Source organism: Desulfovibrio sp. Huiquan2017 (assembly GCF_017351175.1).
Classification (GTDB): domain Bacteria; phylum Desulfobacterota; class Desulfovibrionia; order Desulfovibrionales; family Desulfovibrionaceae; genus Pseudodesulfovibrio.
In genome coordinates this window covers 87,932-110,488 of sequence record NZ_JAFMPN010000013.1, presented here as the reverse complement: position 1 = coordinate 110,488, position 22,557 = coordinate 87,932, and the positions used below count along the sequence as shown (strand labels likewise).

22 protein-coding genes are annotated in these 22,557 nt (G+C 64.3%); 10 read left to right on the top strand and 12 right to left on the bottom strand.

Annotated features, from left to right (window positions below; genetic code table 11):
• Positions 1-104 precede the first annotated feature (104 nt).
• Positions 105-1,469 (top strand): aminotransferase-like domain-containing protein, encoded by a 1,365-nt coding sequence (locus tag J0909_RS12590; RefSeq protein WP_207263308.1) that lies wholly within the window; start codon positions 105-107, stop codon positions 1,467-1,469.
• Positions 1,470-1,580: 111 nt separating this feature from the next.
• Here J0909_RS12590 and J0909_RS12585 read toward each other — a convergent pair whose 3' ends face one another.
• Both J0909_RS12585 and J0909_RS12580 read right to left on the bottom strand, forming a co-directional pair.
• On the bottom strand, positions 1,581-2,216 hold the full coding sequence (locus J0909_RS12585; RefSeq protein ID WP_207263306.1) for a cyclase family protein: 636 nt from the start codon (positions 2,214-2,216) through the stop codon (positions 1,581-1,583).
• A 12-nt stretch (positions 2,217-2,228) separates the two neighbouring features.
• Positions 2,229-3,275, bottom strand: a complete 1,047-nt coding sequence (locus J0909_RS12580) for a tRNA dihydrouridine synthase (RefSeq protein WP_207263304.1) — start codon at positions 3,273-3,275, stop codon at positions 2,229-2,231.
• Positions 3,276-3,529: 254 nt separating this feature from the next.
• On the opposite strand from J0909_RS12580, the gene J0909_RS12575 reads away from it, so the two are divergent.
• Both J0909_RS12575 and J0909_RS12570 read left to right on the top strand, forming a co-directional pair.
• Positions 3,530-4,363 (top strand): phage capsid protein, encoded by an 834-nt coding sequence (locus tag J0909_RS12575; RefSeq protein ID WP_207263303.1) that lies wholly within the window; start codon positions 3,530-3,532, stop codon positions 4,361-4,363.
• Between the two features lie 43 nt (positions 4,364-4,406).
• Positions 4,407-4,652 carry a hypothetical protein gene (locus tag J0909_RS12570; protein WP_207263302.1) on the top strand — a complete coding sequence of 82 codons (246 nt, stop codon included), beginning with the start codon at positions 4,407-4,409 and terminating at the stop codon, positions 4,650-4,652.
• 260 nt (positions 4,653-4,912) lie between these two features.
• Here the strand turns inward: J0909_RS12570 and J0909_RS12565 are convergent, their stop codons facing one another.
• Positions 4,913-5,743, bottom strand: coding sequence for an MBL fold metallo-hydrolase (locus J0909_RS12565; RefSeq protein ID WP_207263301.1), 831 nt, complete (start codon positions 5,741-5,743; stop codon positions 4,913-4,915).
• A gap of 61 nt (positions 5,744-5,804) precedes the next feature.
• On the opposite strand from J0909_RS12565, the gene J0909_RS12560 reads away from it, so the two are divergent.
• Positions 5,805-6,323, top strand: coding sequence for a thermonuclease family protein (locus tag J0909_RS12560; protein WP_207263300.1), 519 nt, complete (start codon positions 5,805-5,807; stop codon positions 6,321-6,323).
• On the opposite strand, the gene J0909_RS12555 is transcribed toward J0909_RS12560, so the two are convergent.
• The 3 genes from J0909_RS12555 to J0909_RS12545 form a co-directional block, all read right to left on the bottom strand.
• Positions 6,324-7,115, bottom strand: a complete 792-nt coding sequence (locus J0909_RS12555) for an HAD hydrolase family protein (protein WP_207263299.1) — start codon at positions 7,113-7,115, stop codon at positions 6,324-6,326. It lies immediately after the preceding gene.
• Positions 7,116-7,205: 90 nt separating this feature from the next.
• Positions 7,206-8,138 (bottom strand): universal stress protein, encoded by a 933-nt coding sequence (locus J0909_RS12550; RefSeq protein WP_207263298.1) that lies wholly within the window; start codon positions 8,136-8,138, stop codon positions 7,206-7,208.
• Between the two features lie 9 nt (positions 8,139-8,147).
• Positions 8,148-9,695, bottom strand: a complete 1,548-nt coding sequence (locus J0909_RS12545; RefSeq protein WP_353616773.1) for an SLC13 family permease — start codon at positions 9,693-9,695, stop codon at positions 8,148-8,150.
• Positions 9,696-9,722: 27 nt separating this feature from the next.
• Between J0909_RS12545 and ilvN the strand changes: the two genes are divergently transcribed.
• The 5 genes from ilvN to J0909_RS12520 all read left to right on the top strand — a co-directional run bounded on the left by ilvN (position 9,723) and on the right by J0909_RS12520 (position 14,431).
• Positions 9,723-10,202: an acetolactate synthase small subunit gene (gene ilvN, locus J0909_RS12540; protein WP_207263297.1), complete on the top strand. Its 480-nt coding sequence runs from the start codon at positions 9,723-9,725 to the stop codon at positions 10,200-10,202.
• Positions 10,203-11,147, top strand: coding sequence for a phosphate acyltransferase (locus J0909_RS12535; protein ID WP_207263296.1), 945 nt, complete (start codon positions 10,203-10,205; stop codon positions 11,145-11,147). It abuts the gene before it with no gap.
• A complete protein-coding gene (gene buk, locus J0909_RS12530) occupies positions 11,144-12,229 on the top strand; it encodes a butyrate kinase (RefSeq protein WP_207263294.1) in 1,086 nt (361 codons plus the stop codon). The genes J0909_RS12535 and buk overlap by 4 nt, the downstream gene beginning before the upstream one ends.
• A 105-nt stretch (positions 12,230-12,334) precedes the next feature.
• Positions 12,335-13,207: a CheR family methyltransferase gene (locus J0909_RS12525; RefSeq protein WP_207263293.1), complete on the top strand. Its 873-nt coding sequence runs from the start codon at positions 12,335-12,337 to the stop codon at positions 13,205-13,207.
• Positions 13,208-13,210: 3 nt separating this feature from the next.
• Positions 13,211-14,431, top strand: coding sequence for an HDOD domain-containing protein (locus J0909_RS12520; RefSeq protein ID WP_207263291.1), 1,221 nt, complete (start codon positions 13,211-13,213; stop codon positions 14,429-14,431).
• Between the two features lie 444 nt (positions 14,432-14,875).
• Here J0909_RS12520 and murI read toward each other — a convergent pair whose 3' ends face one another.
• From murI to hcp, 6 genes are all read right to left on the bottom strand, one after another.
• The gene (murI, locus tag J0909_RS12515) at positions 14,876-15,715 is read right to left on the bottom strand and encodes a glutamate racemase (RefSeq protein ID WP_207263289.1); all 840 of its coding nucleotides are present in this window, start codon (positions 15,713-15,715) and stop codon (positions 14,876-14,878) included.
• Between the two features lie 109 nt (positions 15,716-15,824).
• Positions 15,825-17,075, bottom strand: a complete 1,251-nt coding sequence (locus J0909_RS12510) for an EAL and HDOD domain-containing protein (protein WP_207263287.1) — start codon at positions 17,073-17,075, stop codon at positions 15,825-15,827.
• A gap of 48 nt (positions 17,076-17,123) precedes the next feature.
• Positions 17,124-18,035 (bottom strand): HD domain-containing protein, encoded by a 912-nt coding sequence (locus tag J0909_RS12505; protein WP_207263286.1) that lies wholly within the window; start codon positions 18,033-18,035, stop codon positions 17,124-17,126.
• Between the two features lie 4 nt (positions 18,036-18,039).
• The gene (locus J0909_RS12500) at positions 18,040-19,278 is read right to left on the bottom strand and encodes an HD domain-containing phosphohydrolase (protein WP_353616772.1); all 1,239 of its coding nucleotides are present in this window, start codon (positions 19,276-19,278) and stop codon (positions 18,040-18,042) included.
• A 163-nt stretch (positions 19,279-19,441) separates the two neighbouring features.
• On the bottom strand, positions 19,442-19,789 hold the full coding sequence (locus J0909_RS12495) for a cupin domain-containing protein (protein ID WP_207263285.1): 348 nt from the start codon (positions 19,787-19,789) through the stop codon (positions 19,442-19,444).
• A 199-nt stretch (positions 19,790-19,988) separates the two neighbouring features.
• A complete protein-coding gene (gene hcp, locus J0909_RS12490) occupies positions 19,989-21,596 on the bottom strand; it encodes a hydroxylamine reductase (protein WP_207263284.1) in 1,608 nt (535 codons plus the stop codon).
• A gap of 242 nt (positions 21,597-21,838) precedes the next feature.
• Here hcp and J0909_RS12485 point away from each other — a divergent pair, with 242 nt between their 5' ends.
• Positions 21,839-22,546 (top strand): VOC family protein, encoded by a 708-nt coding sequence (locus J0909_RS12485; RefSeq protein ID WP_207263283.1) that lies wholly within the window; start codon positions 21,839-21,841, stop codon positions 22,544-22,546.
• The last annotated feature ends 11 nt before the right edge of the window (positions 22,547-22,557 follow it).

Genomic DNA, 22,557 nt, shown 5'->3' with positions numbered 1-22,557 from the left:
GGTAACTCCCCGGACCGTCCCGCTTTCGGGCGATCCTGCTGCGATTTTTCGTCCCTAGAGGCCTACGGTTGACTTTGTGTGTAGTCAATGAATATATTGTCTGCATGACAATATACGCACCCGCGCTGGTTCGAGGCGAAGGCCCCCTGTATGCGGCGTTGGCGGACGCCATCGAACGGGACATCGCGTCCGGGGGGCTCGCTCCCGGCGAGCGGCTGCCCACCCACCGCGACCTGGCCGACGCGCTGGGCCTGAACGTGTCCACGGTCACGCGCGGCTACCGCGAGGCGGAAAAGCGCGGCCTGGTCTCGGCCACGGTGGGACGCGGGACCTTCGTCACCTCGGACGCGGCGACCAATTCCTCCATGGTCTCCTTCGAGCCGTGCGCACCCGGCATGCTCGAACTCGGGCTCATCAACCCTCTCGACCGCCTGGACCCGGAAATCACCGACGCATTCCGGCGCATCGCCCGGCGCAAGGACCCGGCCGCCCTGCTGCGCTACTCCGACCCGCGCGGCATGGCCGAGCACCGCAAGGCGGGCGCGCTCTGGGCCGAACGGTTCAACGTCCCGGCTCGGGCCGAGGACATCATCGTCTGCGCCGGGTCCCAGCACGCCCTGACCTGCGTTCTCGGCGGCTTGTTGCGCCCCGGCGACCGGGTGGCCGTGGACGCCCTGACCTACCCCGGCCTGAAGACCCTGGCCGCCATGCTCGGCCTGCGGCTGGTGCCCGTGGCCATGGACGAGCGCGGCATGGACCCGGCCGCCCTCGACGCCGCCTGCCGCCGCGACGAGATCAGGGCCCTTTACCTCATGCCCGGCGTGCACAATCCCACAACCGTCACCTTGCCCGACGCGCGGCGCAACGAGATCGCCCGCCTGGCCGACCGGCACGATCTCATCGTCGTCGAGGACGACGCCTACGACCTGACCGACCCCGGCCGCATCGCCCCGGTGGGCAACCGCGTGCCGCATCGCGGCGTCTACATCGCGGGCATGTCCAAATCCCTGGCCGCCGGTCTGCGGGTGGCCTTTGTCGTCGCTCCCCAGCACCTGCTCAAGCCCCTGGCCCAGGCCGTGCTCAACACCATCTGGATGGCCCCGCCCCTCAATGTGGAGCTCTGCGCCATGTGGATCCAGGACGGCACCGCCGACCGCGTGGTGGCCGCCAAACGGGCCGAGGCCGCCCGACGCTACATGCTCGCCTGCGACGCGCTCGACGGCCTGCGCTTCCGGGGCAAACGATCCGGCTTCTTCCTCTGGCTCGAACTGCCCGCCCCCTGGACCGGCCAAGCCCTGGAACAGGCCGCCGCCAAACGCGGAGTCAACGTCTTCGGGGCCGAGAAGTTCACCGTCGGCCAGAGCCCCGCCCCCAACGCCGCCCGCGTATCGCTGACCGGCACGGAGTCGCCGGATCAATTGGAGAAAGGGTTGCGGATCGTGCGCGACATCCTGAGCGGATGCCCCTAGCCGTCCTCTGCGAAGCGAGACCGGCGGAAACGCCAAAACCATTCAGGGCCGAAGCGCATCGAGATTACGCTTCGGCCCTGAACGGTTTCGCGGCTGCGCGGCGGATTCGCGCTACAGGGCGATGCCCACGGCGCGGCAGGGTGACGCTTCGCCGTCGGCTATCTTCAAGGGCAGGCAGCAGAAGAGGAAGCTCTCGGACGGCAGATCTCCCAGGCGAGTGAGGTTTTCGACGATGACCAGGCCGTGATCGAAAAGGATGCGGTGAGCGGGCAGCTCATGGGAATCCACGGGGTCGGGCGAGGGGGTGTCGAGGCCGACGCCCTTGAGGCCGAGTCCGGCCAGAAACCTGGCCCCGGTCTCGGTCAGGGCGGGGAAATCCCGGTAATAGCGGTCGGTGTTCCAGTGCCGGTCCCAGCCCGTGCGCAGCAGGACGAAATCCAGGCCGTCCATATCGCCTAGGGGCGCGAGGACCGGCTGATCGATGACCGGACCGGACAGGGCGGTCAGGTCCAGGACCGCGCCCCAGCCGGTGAAGTTGTCCGGGCCGAGCCAATCCAGGGTGGGGGCTTCGAGGAACAGATGCGCGGCCGCGTCCACGTGGGTTCCGGCATGGGTGGGCAGGTCCAGGGAGGTCTGGGCGAACCCGTGCTTCTTGATGAAATGCGTCCGCCGCACGTTGGGCGATGCGTCGCCGGGATAGACGGGCATCCCGGTGCGGATGGTATGGCTGAGGTCGATGGCCTGCATGGCTTTCCTCCGTCAGATGTTGTAGAGGCTGAAATTGGGGCGCCTTACCAATTGAAGGTCGGGATGAACGTGTTCTCGTATGACTGAACGTATTTCATCCATGGTCTTCGCCTTGAGGAACCAGGATTGCAGCGCGTGGCCGAAGGTAAAGTTGGCCGCGAAATAGATGGTGAACAGCCGGTAGCGTTTCAGCGCCCGCACCGGGTCGAAATGTTGGTCCAGGGCGTCGGCCAGGCGCATGGCGTAATCGCGGAAACAGGTGGCGGGCGGGGTGTGGCCCGTAGTCCACTCGGCGAAGAGCCAGGGGCGGGCGATGGCCATGCGGCCGACTGAAACCCCGGCGCAGCCCGTGGTTTCGAGCATGTCCAGGCAGTCCCCGGGTGCAACCACGTCGCCGTTGCCCAGGACCGGGATGGACACGGCGTCCACGATGGCCTTGATGTGCTCGCGGACCGGCGGCCGGGTCCGCTTGTCCGGGGCCATGCGCGGATGAAAAACAAGGCAGTCCACGCCCGCGTCCTCGAACCGGCGGGCGAGCCGCGCGGCGGGCTCGACGTCCGGGGTCCAACCGGTGCGGAACTTGACGAACAGAGGGATGGAGATGGCTTTGCGCACCCCCTCGACCACGCGCAAGGCGGCGTCCGGATCCTTGAGCAGGGCCGCGCCCGCGTTCTTCTTGACGATACCGGAGACCGAACAACCCATATTGATGTCGAAGCCGAAGAAACCGCAGTCCTGCACGCGCCGGGCGGCCGGGATCATCTGCTCCGGGGTGGACCCCGCCACCTGGCAGACCAGGCGGGACAACTCCTCGTCGCGCCAGCGGAAGACCGGGGAGACGTACCGGTTCTCGGTGGGCACGCTCTTGGCCCCGCACATCTCGGTAAACATCAGCCCGCACCCGCCGTATTCGGCGAGCACCTCGCGATAGGCCACATGCCCCAGCCCGGCCAGGGGCGCGAGCCACAATCGGTTGGCCACGGTCCTGCCGCCCACGGACAAGGGGCGGTCCAGCCGTCCGGCCAGGGCCGCCTTCTGAGAATCTTCGATCGGTTGCATCACGCCCGAATCTGCCTGGATTGGCCACCCTGTCAAGTTGCTTTTTTATACCTCTCGATTCTTTTTCCCTGACATTCTTCGACAAAACAGTGGGTTGTAAAAAACCCGTGCTAGGCTTTGCCACCCGGCCCGGAGGTCCCTCACCCGGCCCGGAACGGCCCGCGAACGGTTCGCGAGTCCGTCCCGGACACCCGACAGGCGGACGCAGCCCGGACACCCGGCCTGTATCAACCGCAACGGACAAGGAGAAATCAATGTCCACGACTGTCAGCAACGCCTTTGTCACCCAATATGTCGAAATGGTGCACCAGGCATACCAGGCCCAGGGCTCCAAGATGCGCCAGACCGTGCGCCTCCAGACCGAGGTGGAGGGCTCCAAGTGCGTCTTCCAGAAGGTCGGCAAGGGCGCGGCCGGGAAAAAGACCCGCCACGGCAATGTGCCGCTCATGAACCTCAACCACTCCAACGTGTCCTGCACCCTGTCCGACTGGTACGCCGCCGAGTACATCGACAAGCTCGACGAGCTCAAGGACAAGAGCGACGAGAAGCAGGTGGCCGCCAACGCGGGCGCCTGGGCGCTGGGCCGCAAGATCGACGAGTTGATCATCACCAAGCTCGAAGGGGCCGCCAACGTGGTCGCCGAAGCCGCCACCGGCCTGACCAAGGACAAGATCCTCCAGGCCTTCGGTACGCTCAACGCCAACGACGTGCCCGACGACGGCCACCGCTTCGCCGTGGTCGGTCCGCACCAGTGGAACGAGCTGCTGAACATCCAGGAGTTCAAGTCCAGCGACTACGCGGGCGAGCAATATGCCTGGCTCAAGGGCACCGAGTCCCGCACCTGGTTGGGCATCACCTGGATGTTCCACACCGGCCTGCCGCTCGACGAGGCGGGCATGCGCAAGTGCTACGTCTACCACCGCAACGCGGCGGGCCTGGCCGAAGGCCAGAAAGTCCAGGCCTTCGTGGACTGGGTGCCGGAAAAGGCCGCCCACCTGGTGGACCACATGCTCTCGGCCGGAGCCTGCCTCATCGACCCGGACGGCGTGGTCGAAATCCAGTGCGACGACGACGCGGCCATCGACTAGGACCGCAACGGACATCAACCAACCGCAAAAGGAGAAACCAACCATGGCATACATCAGCGAAGACATGCGGCTCATGGGCGGAGTGCCCGGCCAGCAACTGTTCATCTACCGCTCCGAGGACGACGCGGCCACCGTGGCCGAGGCCGGATACTTCGACCAGGCGGCGGAAGACTACAATCTCGAGACCGGAGACATCGTCATCGCCTGCACCGGCGTGAACCGGGCCGCGGCCATCGACCTGATGGTCGCCGCCGACACGGGCGGCACGGTCACCGTGATCACCGCCTAACGGACATCGCCAAAGTCGGATGTAGGGGGCTTGTCCCCCGCCTTCCCACGGGCCTCCTTCGGGAGGCCCTTTTCAAATGGGCGAGCGGACAGGGCATCTCCATCAACCGGGGGGCGGGCCATGAAAACCGCCCTTCCTCCTCGTCCAGGGACGCGGCGGAGATGCAAAAGGACGAACACGCCCGCAACCGCGAATACCAGCAGGACATGAAGGACAAGCGTTAATGCGGCAGGGAGACGTTTTCGGGCGGCCCTCCCTTGCTAGAACGCCAGGGTCAGGCCCGAGCCCACTTCCTTGACCGGGCATTTGGCGGCCAGGGCGATCTTGGCCGCCAGGTCCGTGCAGTGGCAGCACCACAGCCCTTCCAGGTTCAGGGCCGCCAGATAGTCGGCCGTGGGGCCGAGCCGTTCGGGTCCGGCGTTTTGCAGGTGAAACCCGCCGAGCACGGCGCGCACCCGGTCCACGCCCGTCACCCGCCTGGCCTGCTCCACGGTGTTGCAGATGCCTGAATGGGCGCAGCCCGCGATGACTACCAGCCCCGTGTCCGAAACATAGGCCAGGGCCGTGTCGTCCGGGATATCGTCCGGCACGAATGCGCCGTCCTCCAGCCGCTCGCCCAGAGTCGCCGATTGCTCGAAGTCCATGACCCGTTCAATCTCGCCCAGGCCCACCAGCGAATCCGACAGGCGGACCGGCTGGTCCGAAAGCGTCAGGTCGAAATAACTCTCCAGCTTCTCCCGTGACAGCAGGGGCCCGAATTCCGGGATGCCCCGGTACCGCTTGGTCACCAAGGCCTTGGGGTGGGCCAGCAGGCCCGGCCGGGGAATGTCCCGAACGCCCGACTCGCAATACTGCCGCAAGAGCATGCCCAGGCCCCAGGTATGGTCGAAATGGCCGTGGGACAAGGCGATCCAGTCCAGACGCAGCAGATCCACGCCCTTACGCCGGGCATTGACCAAAAACGCGTCCGAATAGCCGGTGTCGAACAACACCCGTCGCCCGTCCGCCTCGATGAACATGGACAACCCGGCCTCGGCCAGACAGGGGCTGCCCACCAGCGCATTATTGTCCACGAGAAAAGTCAATTCCATAAGGGGCCTCCGGGGTTGTGGTCTACTGGAAGGACGTGGCGAAACAGTCTATACTCAAGGCATGCGCCGCCACAACCCCCTTTGGGTCCATCTCGCCGCCCTCGCTTGCCTTTTCGGTTGCCTGCTCGCGTTTCGGACAGCTCCGGCCGGAGACGGCACGGCCCGACTCATCCGGGTTCTCGACGGCGATTCCCTGCGCGTGGAGTACCAGGGGCGCACCCTGGAACTCCGGCTCATCGGCGTGGACGCTCCGGAATACAGGCAGGAATACAGCCGCAAGGCCCGGGACTTCACCCGGAATTTCTGCCGGGACAAGCCTTTGCAGCTGGAGTTCGACACGGAACGCCGCGACCACTACGGGCGCACCCTGGCCTATGTCCATGCCGGTGGCCTGATGCTCAACGAAGAACTCGTCCGTGCCGGATTGGCCATTCCCTTTCGGGTCAGGCCCAACACCCGCTACTTCGCTCGCTTTCGACAGGCCGAAGACGAGGCCCGCCGGGAACAACGGGGCTTCTGGCGCAAGGGCGGCCTCGACATGACGCCCTCCCGGTGGCGCAGGACCCATCCCCGGAAGTAGTTATGCGCGCGCTGCGGCCAGCACGTCGGCCAGTTCGCGGACCACGCCCCGGCCGCCCTTGGCCTCGGTCACGTAATCGGCCAGGGCCAGGATGGACGGATGGGCGTCGGCGGGCGCGGCCTTGAACCCGGCCAGCCCCATGGCGTCGGCGTCGTTGACGTCGTTGCCCACATAGAGCATGTCGCCCACGGAAATCTGATGTTTTTCGGCCAGATGGAGCAAGGCGGACCCCTTGTCGCGAATGCCGTGGAGCGCGTCCAGGCCGATCTTGTCCGCCCGGGCCTTGACCACCGGGTTGGCCTCGGTGGACAGAATGACCTGCTTGATGCCCAGCCGCCGGATCAGCCCCACCCCCAGGCCGTCGCTGCGGTTGGCGCTGACGGCCTCGCGGCCGTCCTGATCGGTCAATACCCGGTTGTCCGTCATGACCCCGTCGAAATCATAGACCACCAACCGGATCCGCTCCGCGCCCGGCAGCCCGCGCCCGGCCAGGGCGAGCATTTCCCCGTCCGGCCCGAGATACAACGGCTCGTCGCCCATCAATTTCTCGGCCCGGCCGCCGCCGTTGTCCAGGATGCCCTCCACCGCCCGGGCCACGTCCGGCACCTCCAGGGTGACGATGACGCATCCCCCGGCCGTGGCGTCCCGTCCCTCCGCCAGGCGCAGGGACTGCCCGTAAGGGCCGACCAACAGCCCGTTCCAGGCGAGATCGAACCCCAAAGCCTTCTTGTAGAACTGGGCGGACTTGCCGATATTGCGAACCAGCAGGGTGACGGGTGGGAAAGTGGCCATCTCGACTCCTTGGCTTCAGGTTTGCCGAGCAGACTACCTTGCCCCGCCCCACCGCGCAAGACCGGCGGCCGGGCGTGCGCGGCTCCCCCCTCATTTCACGATCATGACCGAATTGCGGGCCTTTTCGACAACTTCATGGGAGACGCTGAATCCTTTGGCGAACCAAGGCTTGAGCGATTCGGAGGCGAGGATGAGGGAGAAATCGTAGCCGATGGTGATGATGGTTTCCACGGGATCGCCGACCTCGACGAGAATTTCGGCGGGCGCCGTGCCGAGTTCGGTGAGGATATGGGCGGCCTCCTGGGCGGCTTTCTGCGCCGAAGCGAGGTCTTCTTTGGTGGGGGCCACGGACAGAATGGACAAGGGATACCGGCAGGACTGAAAATAGCGGCTGACTATAGGGAGCATGGCCCGGGACTGGTCGGTATCCTGGACGCAAACCAAGTGGTTGCGGCCGGGTTCGAGGTTCCGGGCGACGATGACCGAACAATGGGCATGGGCGGCGATCTTGAAGGCGAGCGGCTTTCGGGAGAGAAATTTCCTGAGGCCGGTCAAGGGTTCGGGCGAAGCCCCGACGATGACCACGTCGGCGTGGAACCGCTTGGCCTCGTCGGACACGGCGGAGGTTACGTCCGAGGCGGTGCGCAAACGGAGGGAAATGACGCCGCCGCAGGGGTTTTCATAGTCGCGGACGTATTCGCCCGCCGGGTCGCCCGTGAGTTCGCGATATTTCCATTCACGGTTATGCCCGGGGTCGATTTCGCCCAGTTCCACGAGGATGTCGCGGGCGGCCTTGAGCTGGCGCAGCCCGGGCAGTTCCAGGCCCCAGTCCAGGACGTTCTCGCGGGCCACGCGCACCTCCATGCCGCCGGAGTTCATCCCGCTGTCCAGGGGGCGGACATAGAGCAGGGCGATGTCGGCGCAGGAAGTCTTGGATAGCCGGACGGCGTAGCGCAATCCTGCGTAAGCTTCGGGGCCGCCGCCGATGCAGATGAGGATTCGCAGCTTGTCGTCCTTGTTCATGGGCAACTCCTAGAGGCCGATCAGGGGCCAGTACAGTTTGGATGCCGTGAGGAGCACGATAAAGGACATGAGGGCCATACGCCAGCCCACTTTCATGAAATCCGAGGAGCGCAGGTAGCCCGAGGAATATACGATGGTCGAGGCCGGGGTACCGATGACGGTGAAGTAGGCGAACGCGCTGGAAACGGCGGTGACCATGCCCACGGCCAGGGGGTTGGTCTCGGTGGCCAGGGCGATGGTCAGGACGATGGGACCGAGCACGGCCACGGCCGCGCCGTTGGACATGGTGTTGGTGATGAAGGTGGTCAGGAACATGACCGCGGCCAGCAGGCCCAGGCCGGAGTTGAGGCCGACCGGAGCGAGGGCGTCCATGAACATGGACGCGACCCAGGCGGCCGCGCCGGTATCGCGCATCTGCACGCCGAGCGAAATGGCGGCGGCATAGAGCAGGACCACGCCCCAGTTGACGCCCGAGTTGAGGTCCTGCCAGCGGACCAGGCCCGTGACCAGAAAGAGGACCGCGCCGAGGATGGCGATGGTGCCCATGCCGTATTGGGAGGAAAAACCGACCCAACCCACCAGGGTCAGGAGGAAGAGCAGGATGGCCACGTAGTGGCGGCCGGTCAGCGCCCCTTCGGTGCCCACCTGCTCCTTGAGCTTTTCCACGGCCGGGCCGAGGTCGCCCAAATCGGTCTTGAAGGTCTTGCGCAGAATGAGATGCATCAGCGGCAACTGGATGAGGAAGATGGGGTAGGCGTAGATCATCCAGTGCAGGTAGGAGACGGAATATCGATAAGTTTCCGGATCGTCGGCGGCGTAGAAGAAATCCCGTAAATAATCGATCATAATAGCATTGCGCGCGCCGCCGGACGGGGTGCCGATTCCCGCCATGGCGCAGGCGTAGGAAATGGAGAAAAGGAAGAGCACGCCCAGGGCGCGCTGCTGGTTCTGATCGTCGGTGGCCAGTTGGATCAGGGACAGGGCCACGGGCAGCATCATGGCGGCCACGGTGTGTTCGCCGATGAACGAAGCGAGCAGGCCGGAAAAGACGGAGAGGCCGAAAGCGATGGCGTAGGTCCCGGAGCCCGTGATCCTGACGATGAGCAGGGCCAGCCGCTTGTCGAGCTTCTGCTTGACCAGGGCCACGGCGAGCATGAGCGAACCCATGATGAACAGGACCGAGTCCTTCATCAGGGAGCGGGCCACCAGGGAGGAGTCCAACCCCAGGAGAAAGACCTGGCCCAGGACGATGAGCAGGGCCACGGCGGGCAGGGGGATGGGCTCGGTGATGAACAGGATGGTCGCGCCCACGGTCATGACCAGCACGCGCCAGCCGTCGGGCGTGACACCCTCGGGGGCAGGCAGGAGCAGCATGGCGGCCTGGATGGCCAAGGTGAGGAAAAACCAACGTTTTTCGCGGATAAAATGGATCACGATGGGAGCACTATACACGGCCTTGCAGGTTGTCGCCAGCCGAAAGCGGCGAAAGGCGGAGGCGGCGTCCCGCGAGTTGCAATGGCCCGAGTATCGCGTATTGTGTTCGAGCGTGGAATTCACGCACGACAACCAGCAAGGAGATTTCCCTTGAAACGCACATTGTCCGCCCTGTGCCGCAACGAACCCGGCGTCCTGGCCATGATGGCCCGGGAGTGCGGCAAATATGACGCCAACATCCTTTCCCTGGCCGCCGGGGAGACCGAGAACCCGCAGGTGTCCCGCATCGTGCTGTGCGTGGACGGCGACGACGAGGCCATCGACAAGGTGGGCCGCTACCTGGGCTCCCTGGACGTGGTCATCCAGTTGGACGATCTGTCGCGCAAGGATTTCGTGGACCGCGAACTGGTCATGATCAAGGTGGCCATGGACCCCGCGCAGACCGGCCAGTTGATGCAGGTCTTCGAGGTCTTCCGGGCCAACGTGGTGGGCATGGGACGGGAGACCATCACAGTGGAACTCTCCGGCGACCAGGAACGCGTGGACGGGCTGATCAAGATGCTCGTGCCCTACGGGATCAAGTCCATGTGTCGCTCCGGGATGATCGCGCTCAAGCGCGGGGATGAATAGGTGTCAGATTTTTCTCCAATTACCAGCCTGGACGAGTTGGTGCGGGCCGCCTTGGACCTGGGCCGCTCCGGGACCATGCCCCGGGTGGCTATCGCCCGGTCCGCCGAGGGCTTCGTGCTCCGGGCGGGCATCGAGGCCTATGAGCGCGGCGTGGCCGAGCCCATTCTGGTCGGCAACATGGAAGAGACGCAGCGCATCGCGGACGAGCGGGGGTTGGACATCTCGCCCTTCCGGCAGGTGCATGTCGCCGACGACGCGGAGGCCGTGTTCGAGACGGTCCGGCTCTTCCGCGAGGGCGAGGCCCAACTGATCATGAAGGGGCTGGTACCCACGGCCACCCTGCTCAAGGCGGTGCTCAACAAGGAGACCGGCGTGCCCCACGGCGGACGCATCCTCAGCCATGTGGCCGCCTTCGAGTCCCCGGTGGATGGACGGCTGATGCTCCTGACCGACCCGGGCGTGAACATCGCGCCGTCCCTGCAACGCAAGGTGGAGATTCTCAAGAATGCCCTGGAAGTGGCCCGCATGCTCGGCATAAAGGTCCCCAAGGCGGCTATTCTTGCGGCCACGGAAAAGATCAACTATCCGGCCATGCCCGCCACCCTGGACGGCGACATCCTGACCAAAATGGCCCGACAGGGACAGTTCGGGGACGCCGAGATTCTCGGGCCGCTTTCCCTGGACCTGGCCGTATCCCGCAAAGCGGCCGCCACCAAACGATTCGACAGCCCGGTAGCGGGCAACGCGGACATCCTGGTGACGCCAAACATCGAGGCGGGCAACGTGCTCTACAAGTCCCTGTCCACCCTGTGCGGCTGCGTCATGGCCGCCGTGGTCGTGGGCAGCCGGGTCCCGGTGGTGGTCCCGTCCCGGGGCGACTCGGACGCGTCCAAGTTCCACTCCATCGCCCTGGCTTCAGTCCTGTCCGGGAGGATCCGGTCATGAGCATCCTGGTCATCAACCCCGGCTCCACATCCACCAAGGTAGCCCTGTACCGCGGCGGCGACACCCTGGCCGCCGAAGAACTCCAACACCCGCGCGAGGACATGGTCGGATTCGCCCGGGTGGCCGACCAATTCGAATTCCGCATGCGCATGGTCGCCGAATTCCTGGGCAAGACCGGCTCGAACCCGAAACGCATCACGGCGGTGGTCGCCCGGGGCGGCCTGCTTCGCCCTCTGGAAGGCGGCGTTTACGAAGTGTCCGATGGAATGGTTGACGACCTGCGGAGCGCCAGGTATGGCGAACACGCCTGCAACCTGGGCGGCATGCTGGCCCTGGCCCTGGCCAGGCATTGGGGCGTGCCCGCCTACGTGGTGGACCCGGTGGTCACCGACGAAATGATGGACAAGGCCCGACTGACGGGCCTGCCCGGACTTGAACGGCGATCCATCTTCCATGCCCTGAACCAACGCGGGGTGGCCCGCATCGTGGCCGAGCGATTGGGCGTGACGTACGAGCAATCCAATTTCATCGTCTGCCACATGGGCGGCGGTGTATCCATCGGCGCGCATCGCCGGGGGAAGGTGGTGGACGTCATCAACGCCCTGGACGGCGAAGGGCCGTTCACCCCGGAACGCACCGGAGGATTGCCCCTGGTGCCGGTCCTGGACATGGTCCACAGCGGGCGGCACGACCACGCCGAGCTGCGCGCGACCATCCTGAGCCGGGGCGGCTTGGTCGCCCATCTGGGCACCAACGACCCGCGCGTGGCCCTGGCCCGCATGGCCCAGGGCGACGAACACGCCGAGCTCGTCTTCCAGGCCATGGCCTACGGCATCGCCCGGTACATCGTCTCCATGGCCCCGGCCCTGACCGATGAGAGGGGGCGGCTGGACTTGGCAGGTGTGGCCCTGACCGGCGGGCTTTCCCGGAGCCAGCCCCTGGTGGAGGAAATCACCCGCCAAGTGGGATTCCTTGGCCCGGTGGAAGTGGTCCCCGGCGAGGTGGAGATGGCCGCCCTGGCCGAAGGCGCGGCGCGTGCCCTGTGCGGCCGGGAACCGGTCCGGACCTACGCCGCCGGATAGTCTCAGCCCGTTATTTTGGGCAATTAATACTAGTCTTGGCCCAGTCATGTACAGTAATAGCCATGGTGGCGCATCGCCCGATTTTCTCGAACAGGACTACGATGAATGAGCTTGTTGTTTAGCAAATCCAACACCTTGCGGAAGAGCGTCAAGATCACGGAGGAGGAATTTCTCCAACTGCGCGACTTCGTCTACGACAAGAGCGGCATCTATATCGACGAGAAGCGCAAGTATCTCTTTGAAAGCCGCTTTTCCCGACGGCTCGGCCAACTCGGCCTGACCAGCTTTACCGACTACATCAAATTCCTCCGGGTGGACCGGGGCCAGGAGCTCAAACAACTTTTCGAGTTGGTCACCACCAACGAGACCAGCTTCTGCCGGGACACCAAGCAGCTTGAATCCTTCCGCGACAACCTGCTCAAAGAGGTGCTCGACCGCCAACGCAAGACGGGCAGGCTCGAACTGAACATCTGGTCCGCCGGGTGCTCGTCCGGCGAAGAGCCCTACACCCTGGTCTTCCTGCTGCTGGAAACCCTCAAGGCGGAAATAGCCCGCTGGAAGATCTCCATCACCGCCGTGGACCTGTCCGAGGAGATGATCAGCAAGGCCAGGACGGGCATCTACACCGAATACGCCTTCAAAACCACGCCGGACACGATCCGCAAACGATACTTCAAGGAAGTGGAAGGCGGCTGGGAACTCGACCCGCGCATCCGCAAGCTGGTCAACTTTCTGCCTATGAACCTGAACGACGCCCTGGCCGTGAAACGCGTCCCCCGGTCCCACATCATCTTTTGCCGCAACGTGATCATCTATTTCGACGACGCCATGAAACGCAAGGTCGTGCAGGCCTTCTACGACAATCTGTTGCCCGGCGGCTACCTGCTGGTGGGACATTCCGAATCCCTGCACAAGGTTTCCCAGTCGTTCAGGCCGGTCCACAACGCGGGCGCCATCGCATACAAGAAGGAGGAGTAGGCTATGGGCACAAAGCGCATGGACGAACTCAAGGCGGGCATGATTCTGGCTTCCGACCTGGTCGCCAGGGACGGCAGGCTGCTCTTCAAGAGCGGCACCGAACTGTCCGACCGGCAGCTCGAACTGCTCCGCGGCATGGGCGTGGCCGAGGCCGAAGTGACCCCGGACCTGTCCGATCTGACCGAGGACGATTTGTTGTCCATCGAGGACTATGTCCGCGAATTCTTCCTCTACGTGAATCCTGACCACCCGGCCGTCATCGAAATGTTCCACATCGCCCTGGAACTGACCGCCCGCGCCGTGGCGAGCGGCTGGCGGCTGCCGGACCGGGACACGCGCCGGGCCGCCAACGTCGAACACCTGGGCGACATCTTCACCAAAGGCATGGGCACGCCGGAAACCATCGTGGAACACGAGACCGAACTGGCCAGCTTTCCGGACATCTTCTTCCGCATCAAGGAAGTGCTCGAAGACGATGCCGCCTCGGCCGACCGCATCGCCAAGGTGGTCAGCACCGATTTCAGCCTGTCCGCCAAACTCCTGAAGCTGGTCAACTCGCCTCTCTACGGTTTTCCCCAGACCATCGACTCCATCACCCGGGCCGTGGCCCTGGTGGGCGGCAAGGAGCTGTCCACTCTGGCGCTCGGCATCTCGGCCATCAACTATTTCAAGGACATCCCGCCCGAACTCGTGGACATGCAATCCTTCTGGCGGCACTCCATCACCTGCGGCATCTTCGCCCGCATGCTCGCCGGAACCCAAAACGGCCTGTCACCGGAACGGTTCTTCATCGGCGGCCTGCTGCATGATGTGGGACGACTCATCCTGTTCAAGAAACTGCCCTACGCCTCCACCGAGGCCATGCTCTTCGCTCGCGAGAACAGCTTGCCCCTGGTCGAAGCCGAACAGACCATCATGGACTTTTGCCACACGGACATCAGCGAGCCCCTGCTCGCGGCCTGGAAATTTCCCGAAAGTCTGGCCGTGATGATCAACTACCACCACAATCCCATGGAATACCCCAACCCTCTCGAACCGGCGATCATCCACGTGGCCGACAACCTGACCAATGCCGTGGAAGTCGCCCAGGGCGGCATGTACGTCATGCCCGGCCTCGACGAACAAGCCTGGGAACTCCTCGGACTGGATCCGGAAGCCACCCTGCACCAGGCCGTCAGCCAATACGCCGAGCAGATCGACATCGTCATGAGCGCCTTTTTCTAGGCCGGAAACCGAGGTCCCGCCTCGACCCCTCCAAAAAGATTGAGACGCCTCCGCTTTCGGCACGGACATGCGGGATGTGCCGGGGGGGGGACGTGCGGGAACCGGGCAAATGACGTTGCGCCGGCACAGGTGGATTTCATGGGGAAGCGGTGCGTACGCGCCCCTTCGGGAGACAATGGTCCGGCTTCCGCAGACGAGAGTGGGCACCTCCCCGAAGCGTTTTTGTGGCGCTTCGAGACGGAAACGGTTGTTATTCTTCCCCCCTTCCAAAAGCGAAATCCCCCACCGGCACGGCAGGAGAGCACTTCGGCCGAACCTTCCGCCGCGACATGCATCCGGGCGCAACGAACGCGAACGTCTCAAGGCCCTCGGCGTTGAGCGGGCGCGAGACAACGTCCTGCCCGACGAACGCTTTCCCTTAAGGCCTTTCTCCGCGTCCGAATCCTACAGATCGACCAACTCCACGTCCGTTTCGGCAATGGGGGTGCCGAGGAACCGGGAACCGGTGCGGGCAAAGCGGGGAACGTCGTCGGTGGTGAGGTAGGCGGTGGAACCGCAATCGCTCCCGGGCCGGTCGAGATTGAGCCGGTCCAGTTCCCGGTACACGGTTTCGGCGGTGGTGGCGGCGGAATCGACAATGGTGGTGTGCGAGGGAACGACGTTGCGGATGGCCGGGGCGAGCAGGGGAAAATGCGTGCAGCCGAGGACGAGGGTGTCGGGAATAACCGGATGTCCGGTGCCGGACGCGGGTCTGAACAGCGGGTCGAGATAGCGGGCGGCCACGGCTTCGGGTATCTGCCCGTCCGTCCAGCCCTCTTCGGCCAGGGCCACGAACAGCGGACAGGGATGGCCGAGGATGCGCGCCTGGGGCCGGATGGCGTGGATGGCCCGCTGGTAGGCTCCGCCCGCAATGGTGGATTCCGTGGCGATGACGGCTATTGCCTGGTTGTCGGAGGCCCGGCAGGCGGCCTGCGCGCCGGGTTCGACCACGCCGATGACGGGCACGCCGGGATTGGCCTCGCGCAGGGCGTCCAGGGCCACGGCCGAGGCGGTGTTGCAGGCCACCACGAGCAGCTTGATACCGCGCTTGATCAATTCCGCGCCGCACTGCACGCCGTAGCGGACGATGGTCTGGGCCGATTTGGTGCCGTAGGGCAGCCGGGCGGTATCGCCGAGGTAGATGATGTCCTCGCACGGCATGCGCTCACGCAAGGCCTTGAGCACGGTCAGCCCACCCACTCCCGAATCGAACACGCCTATGGGCAACTCTGCCTGATTCTTCATTTTTTACACTCCCCGGGAGGTGCGCCCCCGTTGCGCCCCGGAGTCTACACATTTTCATGAAAATGTCTAAATCAATCGCGGACGAGGGATCCGGGATGGATTCGGCGGATTATTTGGCCTTGGAGTAGCCGAGCGTTTTCTGGGCCCAGCTTCGGGACTGGATGTAGAGCAGTTCGGCCTGAAAGGAATCCAGAGAGAGCCGCTTGAGCCGCTGCGCGGTCTCACCCCATTGGCCGCGCTCGTAGGTGGCGGCCAGCCGCAGGAGGTCGTAGAAGTCGCCGGACCCGTTGAGGGCCTCGACCACATCCTCTTCCAGGGGCAGGGATTTGAGAATGTCGTTCATGCTCATGCCGAGCATGGCGTCCAGCAGGGAGAAAAGGCCGGTCATGAACAGGCTGTCGGCCTTGCAGGTCTGCCGGTTGGAGAAGGAGCAGACGGATTCCAGGAATTTGGCCCGATGCACGGCTAGGTAGGCCAGTTCTCCAGCCTTGGGCGACGGGTTGAGGTCGGCGAGGATCACGCTGCGCAGCCACTGCTTGACTCGGACCATGCCCAGCATATCGATGGCCCGCTTGACCGAGGTGATCTTCTTGGTCAGGCCGAACCCGGCGGAGTTGATATAGCGGAAGAGGCGGTAGGTCAGGCTCGGATCGGACTGGATGATGTCGGCCAGTCGGGCGGGCTCGAAATCCGGCTTGGCCAGTTCGCCGAGGACCTGGAGCCGAGTGGTCTCGGCAGCGGTCAGCTTGCGCCCGGGGATGATTTCGGGGCGGCTGAAGAAAAACCCTTGAAACAGGGAAAATCCCATGTCCCGCAGGGTGTTGAAGGTCTCGTTGTCCTCAACCTTCTCGGCCAGTACGCTCACGTCCCGGGGCAGTCCGGCAAGGGTGCTCTCGATATGCGCCCGGTCGGTGCCCAAAGCCAGGATGTCCACCTTGATGATGTCGGCCAATTCCACAAAGGGCCGCAGTTCCTCCTGGCCGAAGAAATCGTCCACGGCCAGGACGTATCCCGCACCCTTGAGCCGCCGGACCGCGTCCAGATTCTGTTTGTCCGGCCGGACGTTTTCCAGGATCTCGATCACGCAACGGTCCTTGGGCAGGGCGAAACCCGCGTCGGATACAAGCAATTCTTCCGGAAAATTGATGAGGATCCGGGCCTTGGAATCCAAGCCGTCGGTGGCCAGGGTCAAGCCGTCGGCGATGACCGAAGCCGTGGCCTGGGACTCGTCGCCGATGATGGCCACGTTGTCGAGACCGGAACGAAAAAGCAGCTCGTAGCCCCACACGGACTCATCCGGCGCGAAAACAGGTTGGCGCGCGATAAACATGGATTCGAAGGCTTCTGTGTTGCCGTGCATGCGTTGTCGTCTCCCTTCAGGCCTGGCGGGATGCCGGGTGTGAACCGTTCAGCAGAGAGGCTCGTTGACGTAGTTTCGGCGGAGTTTGGCAACGAATTCATCCAGATCGCCGTTGCATTCGGCCAGTATTTTGTCCAAGTAGGCAAGATTGCGCTCTATGGCCTCGCGGTAGAGATCCTTGTCCACGCTCAGCCACGATCGCGAATAGGCGAGCATGTAACGGTCCGCGCCCTGGAACTCGCGGTCCAGCCGCTTGCGGGCCACGTCCTTGTAAAAGGACCGGGTTTTGAGCACAAGATCAAAGGCGTTGCCGTAGCCGGGCAGCTTGGCCTCCTTGAATTCCTCGAAGAGCAGGAGGAGCTTTTCCAGGTAGTAACGGTCCGCGATCTGGGCCAGCAGATCGGCCGTGCCCGTGAAATACCCCATCTGGCGCATGGCGTCCGTGCGGAAGGCTATCTTGCCCGGAGACATGGCCAGGATGGTGCAGCGGATGCAATCGGCGATGTCCTCGACGTCCTGCTCGGACAGGGCGTCGGCCAGGTAGCAGCGCATGAACTGGATGGACCGCTCCTCGTGGCCCACGGTATGCTTCGCTCCGGTGCCCTGGACGTCGTCCTCGTCCTGGATCAGGCCCACATCGTGGAAGAGCGCGGCCAGCAACCCCTTGAGACAGTCGCCTTCGGCAAAGGTCTCGCCCCGGACCATGGCCCCGTAAACCAGCCGGACGGCGGCCAGGACCACGGAACAGGTGTGCTCGAAGTTGTGGTACTTGGTGTTGCTCGCCCGGTAACCGGGATACCCACCCGCGAAAAGACGCTCCACATCGGCGAAGGCGTTTCGGAAGATCGCGCCGTCATAGCCGGGGAAAAACGCCCGCATGAGGTCCTCGACCTCCCGGCGCACGCACTCGGCGTCCACCGGGTCCACATAGTCATACAGCTTCATCTCAGACGGTGCCATGCGCTCATGTCCTCGGGGTCTCCGCCCACTTGACGCGGATTGCCTTGATGACGTCGAAAATCTCGAAAAAGATTTCCACAATCTCCGGATCGAAATGCGTGCCCGCGTCCTTTTCCAGGATTCCCAGGCACTTCTCATCCGGGAAGGGATCCTTGTACGACCGGGGCGACGCCAGGGCGTCATACACGTCGGCTACCGCGCAGATGCGCGCGGTCAGGGGGATGGCTTCGCCGTTCAAGGGCGCGCCGCCGAGATCCGGGGCCTTGGCCCAGACCTGGTCCAGGGGGATGGAGGGGTAGCCCGGCGCCGCCCACTTCTCATGGTGGCACAGAGCGATCTCCATGGACATGCGGTCCAGCTCCGAGGTCTGGTTCCTGAAGAGCCGAGCCCCGTAGACCGTATGCCATTTCATGATGTCGTATTCCTCGTTGGTCAGCTTGGCGGGCTTCTTGAGGATGGCGTCCGAGATGCCGACCTTGCCCACGTCGTGGAGCATGGCGGCCAGGCGCAGGTTGTCCCGGATGCCCTTTATCTCCTTGCCCGAATGGCCCCGGCGGGCGGCCCAGGTGCCGTAGATTTCGGCGCAGTACGCGCCCACCCGCTGGACGTGGGCCCCGGTTTCCGCGGGGTCACGCAACTCGGCCATCTGCATCATGCGCAGGATGAGTTCACGGTTCATGATGCCGCGCTCGATGGCCACGGAGGCATTGTTGCAGAAAAGCGGAATGTAGGTTTTGGCCTCGTCGGAAAAAGGCACCACCGCGCCGGACTCGTTCTTGGCGTTGATCAGTTGCAGAACCCCGACCAGACGGCTCTCCTGGGCGATGAGCGGAATGGTCAGCATGCTGGTGGTCCGGAAACCGGACTTTTCGTCAAAGGATTTATTGAAGGAAAACGGAAGGGTCGGGTCGAGTTCGTAGGCGTCGTCGATGACCAGATTCTGCCGGGTCTTGGCCACGTAGCCGACGATGGACTCTTCGCTGATGGGGATGCCGAAATTCTGATACAGGGCGGAGTTGGCGGCCTCGGTCTTGAACAGCGTGTCGTTCTGGACATAGCCGAAGATCAGCCGCCCGTCCTCCACCAGGAAGATGGACCCGGCGTCCGCGCCGGAAAACCGCCTGGACTCATAGAGGATCTTGTCAAGGATGGTGTCCACGTCCTTGAGTTGGTTGACCTCGTCCGTAATCTTGAGAATCGTCAGAACCGCATCGTCGCGGCCGTCAAGGTAATCCATGCTCATGTCGCCCCGTCTTCGTTGATACTTTTTGAGATATCTCCCATTCCCCTCAAAAAATCAATTGTTCTATTATCCCTTATCGCACGGCAGCGGCGGGATCCGGGCGGGAACGGGAAGGCTCGGCCCGGGCCGACGCCGTCCCCTTCCCCGCCTCCGCTCGCGCGGCCTAGATCTCGGGGATGCCTTTGGGGATGAGACAGATGAGGACCATGGGGATGTCGCCGGTATTGACCACGTGATGCTCCTCGTCCGGGGCCACGTAGACGACGCTGCCGGGGCCGAGGTCGGCCTTCTCGCCGTTTACGACCGCATAGCCGGTGCCCGCATGATAAAACTGTTGATGCTCCCACGGGTGGGAGTGTGGAGGAATCTGCGCGCCGGGCTCCAATTCAATGACCCGCATGCAGAAATTCACATCGTCGTCGGCCTTGCCGATGACCACCCGCCCCGTCACACCCGGTCCGGCCACTTTCATCTCCACGGGGTCCACATCCGTATAGCGTATATTCTTCATTGCGCTCTCCTGTTTTGTTGGCGTTGCGCCCCACCCCGAAAGCGGATGCGGCCGATCCAGGCTAGCACACCCGGCGGGCGGACGCCAGCCGGGGCGAGGGCTCCCGCCGCAAGTGCCATCGAAATCCCGGTAATCAGGAAACGATGGGATGGCCGGATGTGAAAAAAGGCCCGCCGACGTATGCCGGCGGGCCCGATCATCAGCCCAGGATTTCGGCCAGATCGGCCTCGGGAGTGGAGATGGGGGCGATGTTGTAGTTGTCCACCAGGTAATTGAGGACGTTGGGGGTAATGAAGGACGGCAGGGAAGGGCCGAGCTTGATGTTCTTGATGCCCAGGGCCAGCAGGGAAAGGAGGATGGCCACGGCCTTCTGCTCGTACCAGGAAAGGACCAGGGACAGAGGCAGGTCGTTGACCCCGCAGTCGAAGGCCTTGGCCAGGGCCAGGGCGATCTGGACCGCGGAATAGGCGTCGTTGCACTGCCCCACGTCGAGCAGGCGCGGAATGCCGCCGATGTCGCCGAGCTGCTTGTCGAAGAAGCGGAACTTGCCGCAGGCGAGCGTCAGGATGACCGTGTCGGCCGGGGCGCGCTCCACGAACTCGGTGTAGTAGTTGCGGCCGGGCTTGGCGCCGTCACAGCCGCCCACCAGGAAGAAGTGGCGGATGTCGCCGGACTTGACCGCGTCGATGATCTTGTCGGCCACGGACAGGACGGCGTTGCGAGCGAATCCGGTCATGACCGATCCCTTATCGATATCCTCGGTAAATCCAGGCAGGGCAAGCGCCCGCTCGATGACCGGGGTGAAATCGTCATTGCCCACATGGACCGCGCCGGGCCAGCCCACAAGGCCGGTGGTGAAGATGTTCCCGATATAGTGTTTGGGGTCCTGGATGCAGTTGGTGGTCATCAGGATGGCCCCCGGGAACTCGGCGAACTCCTTCTTCTGGTTCTGCCAGGCGGTGCCGTAGTGCCCGGCCAGGTGCGGGTACTTGTGCAGTTCGGGATAGCCGTGACAGGGGAGCATTTCGCCGTGGGTGTAGATGTTGATGCCCTTGCCTTCGGTCTGCTTGAGCAGGGTCTCAAGGTCCTTGAGGTCGTGGCCCGAGACCAGGATCGCCTTGCCCGCGCTCGGGCCGAGCTTGACCTCGGTGGGCACGGGATGGCCGTAGGTGGTGGTATTGGCCTCGTCCAGGAGCTCCATGGCCCGGATATTGATGCGCCCGCATTCGAGCCCGGCCTCCACGGCCTGCTCCAGGGTCAGGCCCGTGGCCAGGGTGGCGGCCAGCAGGGACTGAATCCCGGCATAGAGCCCGTCATCCTCATGGCCGAGGATGGCCGCGTGGTCGGCATAGGCGGCCACGCCTTTGAGGCCGTAGGTCAGGGTGTCCTTCAGGGACTTGATGTCCGGATCGGGCTCGGGGTCGTTCTTGATGCCGACCTCCCGGCCCTGGGCCACCAGGCCGGCGGTGTCCCGGGCGGGGACCAGCGCGGCCGGACCATCGAAAGCCACGCCGGACAGCCGGGCCTTGAGCCCGTCGCGCAGGGAGACGCACTCGTCGATCAGGGCAACGAACCGGGCGTCGTCGAAATTTACGTTGGTCAGGGTGGAAAAGACCGCCTTGACGGTGAAACGGTTGACCTTCGCATCCTCAATGCCCTGCTCGCGGGCCGCGCAGGCCACCTGGGCGAGGCCTTTGGCCAGGTAAAGGAGAAGGTCCTGGAGGGTGGCGGTGGAATCGGTCTTGCCGCACACGCCGATCTTGGTGCAACCGCCCTTGGCGGCTTGTTCGCATTGATAACAAAACATGGTGTCGCTCCTTGGTTTTCGTTGAAATGCCTTGACTGGTTACGGGTGTAGCCCGAAACGCGGAGCGAAAGTATGACTTGAGTCAAAAACGGGAAGGGAAAGCGAAAATAGTTGAAGGCGCACCTTCCGGCACAACGAGTTGTGGTTCGTGCGCGAAAGCGCTATTTTCCCGACACTACACAACAATCACCATTGCGCCGCCCGGATCGGCGGCCCGGCCCGGACGCAAGGAGGGGACAGAAATGCACACCAGACTGGATCACATCGTCATCGCGGCCACGGACATGGAACGCGGCGTGGCCTGGGCCGAAAAGACGCTCGGCGTGCGCGTGCCGCGCGGCGGGGTGCATGAGACCATGGGCACGCGCAACCATGTCATGCGCATCGGCGAGGAAATGTTCCTGGAGGTCATCGCCATCAACCCGGACGGACCGATCCCGGCCAAGCCTCGCTGGTTCGGCCTGGACGATCCCTTCGTGCGCGAGCGGCTGGACCGTTCGCCCGCCTTCCTGGCCTGGGTGGTCAACACCGACGACCTCGACGCCTTTCTGGGCGCGGCCCCGGTGTCCTTCGGCCAGGCCACGCCGATCAGTCGAGGAGAGCTCAATTGGCGATTCGCCCTGCCCTCGGACGGGCGGTTGTTGGCCTCGGGCATGCTGCCCTACGCCATCCAATGGCAGGCCGGGCCCCATCCGGCTTTGGCCATGCCCGACCTCGGGTGCCGCCTGCTCGGCCTGGATATCCACCACCCGTATCCTGAATGGCTCGGCTCCGTCCTGGACGCGGTGGGCCCGGTGGACATGGTCGAGGTGCACCCCCTGCCGCCCATGGAACCGCCGCGCATGACCGCGCGCATCGACACCCCGGAAGGAGTCCGGCTGCTGGAGACCCTGCCCGGCCGGTGCGGCTGCACGCCACGCCGGGACCAACGGGCGGGGCGTCTTTATTAATCCCCGCGCAT

Coding starts and splice junctions, on each gene's coding strand:
- J0909_RS12520 (WP_207263291.1), top strand. CDS start 13,211: ATGGGCACAAAGCGCATGGACGAACTCAAGGCGGGCATGATTCTGGCT.
- J0909_RS12575 (WP_207263303.1), top strand. CDS start 3,530: ATGTCCACGACTGTCAGCAACGCCTTTGTCACCCAATATGTCGAAATG.
- hcp (WP_207263284.1), bottom strand. CDS start 21,596: ATGTTTTGTTATCAATGCGAACAAGCCGCCAAGGGCGGTTGCACCAAG.
- J0909_RS12555 (WP_207263299.1), bottom strand. CDS start 7,115: ATGGCCACTTTCCCACCCGTCACCCTGCTGGTTCGCAATATCGGCAAG.
- J0909_RS12585 (WP_207263306.1), bottom strand. CDS start 2,216: ATGCAGGCCATCGACCTCAGCCATACCATCCGCACCGGGATGCCCGTC.
- J0909_RS12505 (WP_207263286.1), bottom strand. CDS start 18,035: ATGGCACCGTCTGAGATGAAGCTGTATGACTATGTGGACCCGGTGGAC.
- J0909_RS12500 (WP_353616772.1), bottom strand. CDS start 19,278: ATGAGCATGGATTACCTTGACGGCCGCGACGATGCGGTTCTGACGATT.
- J0909_RS12495 (WP_207263285.1), bottom strand. CDS start 19,789: ATGAAGAATATACGCTATACGGATGTGGACCCCGTGGAGATGAAAGTG.
- J0909_RS12525 (WP_207263293.1), top strand. CDS start 12,335: ATGAGCTTGTTGTTTAGCAAATCCAACACCTTGCGGAAGAGCGTCAAG.
- J0909_RS12550 (WP_207263298.1), bottom strand. CDS start 8,138: ATGAACAAGGACGACAAGCTGCGAATCCTCATCTGCATCGGCGGCGGC.
- J0909_RS12510 (WP_207263287.1), bottom strand. CDS start 17,075: ATGCACGGCAACACAGAAGCCTTCGAATCCATGTTTATCGCGCGCCAA.
- J0909_RS12485 (WP_207263283.1), top strand. CDS start 21,839: ATGCACACCAGACTGGATCACATCGTCATCGCGGCCACGGACATGGAA.
- J0909_RS12590 (WP_207263308.1), top strand. CDS start 105: ATGACAATATACGCACCCGCGCTGGTTCGAGGCGAAGGCCCCCTGTAT.
- J0909_RS12565 (WP_207263301.1), bottom strand. CDS start 5,743: ATGGAATTGACTTTTCTCGTGGACAATAATGCGCTGGTGGGCAGCCCC.
- J0909_RS12560 (WP_207263300.1), top strand. CDS start 5,805: ATGCGCCGCCACAACCCCCTTTGGGTCCATCTCGCCGCCCTCGCTTGC.
- buk (WP_207263294.1), top strand. CDS start 11,144: ATGAGCATCCTGGTCATCAACCCCGGCTCCACATCCACCAAGGTAGCC.
- J0909_RS12580 (WP_207263304.1), bottom strand. CDS start 3,275: ATGCAACCGATCGAAGATTCTCAGAAGGCGGCCCTGGCCGGACGGCTG.
- J0909_RS12570 (WP_207263302.1), top strand. CDS start 4,407: ATGGCATACATCAGCGAAGACATGCGGCTCATGGGCGGAGTGCCCGGC.
- murI (WP_207263289.1), bottom strand. CDS start 15,715: ATGAAGAATCAGGCAGAGTTGCCCATAGGCGTGTTCGATTCGGGAGTG.